We start from the raw sequence: 1,696 nt of genomic DNA, 5'->3' as shown, positions 1-1,696 counted from the left end.
GAAGTAGCCGTAGCCATACATCGAGATGACGCCTCGCGTCACCAAATCCGCCGGAGCTCCGTTCGTCGTCGGACCCGGCAGGGAGAACATGCGCCAGCGGATGCCCAACGTCGTCGCCAGCGTCTGCGGCAGGCGCTTCGACAGCACGAGCGTCAAGAGGTGCCTGCCCGTGTTCAGGGATATGCTTGCCCCCAGGGGCAGCGGATGGACGACCGCCGTCGTCGCGTCCGTGTCGGGCCCGTGGACGATGCGCGGGTTGTCGTTGTAGTAGACGAGCACGCCTTCCGGCAGTCCTTCGATGGAGAGGTAGTGCGTTCCGCTGCCTACCTCGACTTCGACGCTCCACGTACGGCTGTCCGCGAAGGCGAGGATGTCCTGCGACAGATACTCACCGTCTCGCAGCAGGCGGAGCCATGACGCCGGAGGCTGCGGCATGGGCGGGGCGATCGTGTCTTCCAGGTCGATGTTGACGCCATCCGACGCGTCCGGCGCAACGCCGACGATGACCGTGTGGTCCCCTGCCAGGTCGCCCGTCAGGCGGAGCGTCGCCTGCCAGTTCTGGTAGGTTGGTAGCGCAGGAGCCAGGAACGGAGACCAGGACGGAGCCGCATCGATGAAGGCAGTGTTGGTGATGCGCGTTGGGCTTGTCCCATCCGTGTTCATCACGTAGGTCTGGAGTGCACCGTTCCGACTCGTGCTCCACGCGAGCTTCGTCCCATCCGGAGACCAAACCGCCTGGTCGTCCGCGCCCGGATCGTTCGTGAGTCGTGTTGGATTCGCTCCGTCTGCGCCCATGACGTAGATCTCGTTGTTCCCATCGCGGTTCGTGCGGAACGCGAGCTTCGTCCCATCCGGAGACCACGAGGGCGCGATCTCCTCACTCGACGGCGTATTCGTCACGTTGACGACGTTCGACCCGTCGGCATTCATGACGTAGATGTCGGAGCCGCTGCCATGCGTCCCGTACGCGATCTTCGTACCGTCGGGAGACCATGACGGGTCTTGTCCCGGTGGAGCGCTTCCGGACGATGTAAGCTGATTGACGTTACTTCCGTCTGCGTCCATGACAAAGATGAATGTGTCGCCAACGTTCGTGCCCCTGGCAAAAGCAATCTTGGTCCCGTCTGGCGACCACGACGGACTGTGACTCTTGATGGTCTCGCTGGTCGTAAGACGAGTTTGGTTGCTTCCGTCGGCATCCATGGCGTAGACCTCAAACTCCGGGACGCCGTGTCGCGACGTCACAAACACTATCTTGGTTCCGTCGGGCGACCACTTGCCCCCGAACGCGCCATCGTTCGTCAGTTGGACGACGTTCGAACCATCTGCCGCCATGGAGAACATCTCGTAGTTACCGGTCCTATTCGACGTGAACGCGATCTTCGTGTTCGTCAGATTCCCCGTCGGCGGAGTCATCCGCCCAATGCCCTTCGCCGTGACGGTCGCCGGACTGCCGGAGGCGTTGTGCGTGATCGTCAGCGTCGACTGCTCCCAGCCCACCTTCGTCGGCGCGAAGGTGACGGTGACCGTCTGGCTCTGGCCCGTCGTCAGGTTGTAGGGCGGCGCGGGAGAGACGGTGAACTGCGCGTTCGACGACGCGATGCCGCTGACGGTCAGGGTTCCGCCGCCGGTGTTCGTAATGGCGAAGGTCGCTGTGCCGGAGCCCGGCTTCGTGACAATGCCAGCGTTGATCGAA

1 protein-coding gene is annotated in these 1,696 nt (G+C 63.2%); it reads right to left on the bottom strand.

What is annotated here, in order from left to right:
* On the bottom strand, window positions 1-1,696 hold a 1,696-nt coding region (locus FJZ36_19320; protein ID MBM3217051.1), incomplete at both ends, for a DUF1573 domain-containing protein.

Source organism: Candidatus Poribacteria bacterium (assembly GCA_016866785.1).
Classification (GTDB): domain Bacteria; phylum Poribacteria; class WGA-4E.
This window is presented reverse-complemented; position numbering and strand designations above follow the sequence as displayed.